Here is a 3,794-nt window from a genome sequence, read left to right as displayed (position 1 = left end):
ACCAGCGCTCCAGCGTGATCTGCGCTGAGAATCAGTAGGTTAGGAATTGTTCAGGGCGAACCAATTAATAGACTGACAGGTACGGTCGGCTCTGACGAGCACCGCTATCTCTCGCCATGACTGCTCCGGGCTGGCTGCCGTCATACATGCCGGCGTCAGCCCACTCAAAGCGGCAAAATCAGGCGCTGCCCCGCCGCAAGGCAGCTTCGAGCCCATACTGACCGCTGCGGTGAAGACCTCACTTCGCAGTCGCAGCACGAACGGCCCGACAAGGGCGGCCTTCGGCCGACCTACACCGTCTGCTCGCATGAGCGCCGAAGTTCAGCCAGACCAGCCTTTCAAGCAATGTACAGCAATTCCGGATCGACCATCGCTTCACGCGCTGTGGCGCTGACGTGCTCGCAAGTACCGTACATGTGTTGGTCGAGGCTGATTAGAATTCTGCACTCGTTAGCGGGTGGACTCTCGAACAAGGATGCTTCTTCGGAATTGATAGCAAGACGTCGCGCGTCCTTTTCGAATTGTGTGTCCTCCGTCTGGCAGAACATCCGATGACGAGCCCGACGTCGTATGCGCCGGGCTTGCCACAGTGCCGATCAAGCAAACCTGCGCGGTCGACGTACAGCGAGGATGCCCAGGCCGCCGAGCAACAGGAGCGCGGATGCAGGCAATGGAACCGGGGTTGTCGCCGTCCCTTCAGTGAAGAGGGCGATATCGTTACCGTCCCCCGCCATGTAGGTGATGAACACATCCGTGCCGAAAGTGCCGACGCGTGCCCCCTCGTCAAGGCCGGCGAACGTGCCGAACAGGTCGCCTTCCACGGTCATGACCTCGAACATCCCGCCCGGGCCGAAAGCGAAGGCATCGAGTGGCACGACCGACAGCGCGCCACCGTTCAGGAAAGCGTCCCCGCCGATCGTCAGATGATCGAACAGCCCGGCCGCATTCCCCGCGAATTCGATCTCCAGAACGCCGGCCGCGCCCAGGATGTAGTCCCCGGAGATGAAGCTCTCCGCCGGCGAAGCCCCCGGCGCGAAGATGCCCCGGCGCTGGTCGAGCCCGCCGAAGAGGTTGACCACTTCGAGCCGTTCGTCATCGAAGGTGATGGTACGGCCGTCGTCGAAGCGGATCGTTTCCTGCTTGATCGTGTCGCCGGAGAAGGTGACGTCGCCATCGGCGCGGATGCGCAGTTCGCCCGCGCCGTCGATGCTCTGCAGCGATAGCGTTCCCGCCTTCACATCCACCAACCCGTCGTTGGTGAAGTCCCACGTGACGGTAGAGCGCGCGCCCTCGCCGGTCTGGGTGATCGTGCCGCCGGATTCGTTCATGAGAATGGCGTCGCCAGTGGTGTAGCTCCGCACGAAGCCTGTCGTTCCGGTCAGGTCGAGTTCCGATCCGGCCCTGTTGGTGAACGCGGCGTTCGTGGTCCCGCCAACATTGCTATACGTCCGGTTGTCGATGGTCGCACTGCCGGTGTTCACGAGCGTCGTGCCGATGAACGCGTTGGTGCCGCCACCCATGATCCCACGCCCGAGCGTGTACTCGCCCGCAAGGGTCAGGCTGCCGGGGCCCCGAATGTCGCGAATGTCGATCAGGCCGTCACCGCTCATCGTTTGGGTGGTGTCGCCCGCGAGTGTCGCCCCGTTGAAATTGAGCTCCGCGCCCGCGTCGATGTTGATCGCGCCGGTCCCGGACAGATTGCCCAGCCCGAAGAAGCCCGCCTTCACATCCACCAACCCGTCGTTGGTGAAGTCCCACGTGACGGTAGAGCGCGCGCCCTCGCCGGTCTGGGTGATCGTGCCGCCGGATTCGTTCATGAGAATGGCGTCGCCAGTGGTGTAGCTCCGCACGAAGCCTGTCGTTCCGGTCAGGTCGAGTTCCGATCCGGCCCTGTTGGTGAACGCGGCGTTCGTGGTCCCGCCAACATTGCTATACGTCCGGTTGTCGATGGTCGCACTGCCGGTGTTCACGAGCGTCGTGCCGATGAACGCGTTGGTGCCGCCACCCATGATCCCACGCCCGAGCGTGTACTCGCCCGCAAGGGTCAGGCTGCCGGGGCCCCGAATGTCGCGAATGTCGATCAGGCCGTCACCGCTCATCGTTTGGGTGGTGTCGCCCGCGAGTGTCGCCCCGTTGAAATTGAGCTCCGCGCCCGCGTCGATGTTGATCGCGCCGGTCCCGGACAGATTGCCCAGCCCGAAGAAGCCCGCCTTCACATCCACCAGCCCGTCGTTGGTGAAGGTCCAGTTGATGGTGGAACTGGACCCGTCGCCGGTCTGGGTGATCGTGCCGCCGGTCTCGTTGATCAGGTTTGCGACATCGTCGCCACGAAATTTCGTGAAGCCTGACGAGCCATTCAATGCAAGCGTTCCGCCGCCGCGGATGCGATAGGTCAGGTCGTCGGAGCCGTCTGAACTGATTTGGCTGGTCACGGAAGACACGCCCTCCGTATTCACGACCGCCTTGCCTTGACCAAAACGCAGATCATTGACTGAGAACTGTGCTCCGGAAGTGATATTCAGTGTTCCGACACTCCCGGCATTCTGGGCCAGGGTCACGACATCGCCAAAAGATAACCCGCTCACGTTCAGCACACCGCGCGTGTCTTCGCCGATCACCACGGGCGCAACGAGCCTGCCGGCGTTCAGATTCACCGTCGATGTTCCGTCCGCATCGGTGAACACGCCCTCCGGAGTGCCCACCGCGCGCGCGGAGAGGTCTCCGAGGGACCGCCCGACGAACAACCGCTGGTCATAGGTGGCGCCGTTGATCGTGAACTCCGTATCGATACCGGCACCCATCGACATCTCGAAAGACGAGGTAAAATCCGCACTCAGCTGCATGGGGCCGGCGGGAAGCTCGAAAGCGTCGAAGAATCCATTGACGGAATTGACATACACGCCGTAGCGCAACGGCAGGCTCTTCGGCGCGACAAACGGTTCGCCGAACAGGGTGCCGAAGCGCCAGTTGCCCGCTTCGAGGAAGTCGCCAGACCCCGTCCAAGCCCATGATCCTGCCGAAATACAGCTGATCCCGTCGCCTGAGACACATTCGGCCTGGGCCGCCGTCCCCTGGCACATGGCTATAACCGACGCCGATATAAACAGTTTTCGCATGAATCCTCCCACTGCGAGACCTCTAAACATGTATTAATGGTCTAGCAGGGTCACACGCTGACACAACCCCCCGAAACACGATCGCTCGGACGTCATGGGGGAACGGGATCGTCGTTTGCCACATACGGTCGCCTCGGCTCCATCAGGAGCCGGTATACCAACCCGGCTGTCGTTCGCCGCTCATCCAAATGGGCTCAACAGATGCCGTCGGCGGTAGGCACCTCATCGGTGATCTGAGCACAAGGCAGTTCGTACACTATTAGGCAAACCAAAGGTCCGCTTCGACCTTAACGGAGCGGTTGATTGGTGCCTTCACTAGTTTCGGCTTCCCGACCATCATTTCAGCACATTCGCCGATGCAGCGGAGGTCGAGCATCTGCAGCGAACGGCAGGACGGTCCCGCACTGCCGCCGCTCGCTTACGGAAAATGCTGCGCCTTGCACCAATGGCAGGTTTTGTGACGCTGCAATGCAGCGCGCGATCGGACGGCGAGGGTCCGCAGAGGGTCGAATGCTCCCTTTTTCGTCGCCTTCAGCAATGCCTCAATATCATAGAACATGATACAAACCTCGCCCCGCAGCTCCCAGCCACCTAAGAAGCCTGATCCAGGGGCACGAGGTAGCGTCCGAGCACGTGGTGTAATTTCGGCACCGTCGACGGTGTGATCCCTGGTGGCCA

Annotated in this window: 2 protein-coding genes; both read right to left on the bottom strand. The window is 61.8% G+C overall.

Going from position 1 to position 3,794, the window contains the following annotated elements; genetic code table 11:
- Nucleotides 1-596: 596 nt before the first annotated feature.
- Nucleotides 597-3,128, bottom strand: coding sequence for a beta strand repeat-containing protein (locus DDE13_RS22000; RefSeq protein ID WP_162631179.1), 2,532 nt, complete (start codon nucleotides 3,126-3,128; stop codon nucleotides 597-599).
- Nucleotides 3,129-3,534: 406 nt separating this feature from the next.
- Nucleotides 3,535-3,794, bottom strand: a 260-nt coding sequence (locus DDE13_RS23310; RefSeq protein ID WP_222626184.1) for a hypothetical protein, incomplete at its 5' end; no start/stop codon positions are given.

It is taken from the genome of Meridianimarinicoccus zhengii (genome assembly GCF_003254465.1).
GTDB classification, from domain to species: Bacteria; Pseudomonadota; Alphaproteobacteria; order Rhodobacterales; family Rhodobacteraceae; genus Meridianimarinicoccus; species Meridianimarinicoccus zhengii.
The sequence above is the reverse complement of the archived record's forward strand: the minus strand, read 5'-3'. Positions and strand labels throughout refer to the sequence as shown.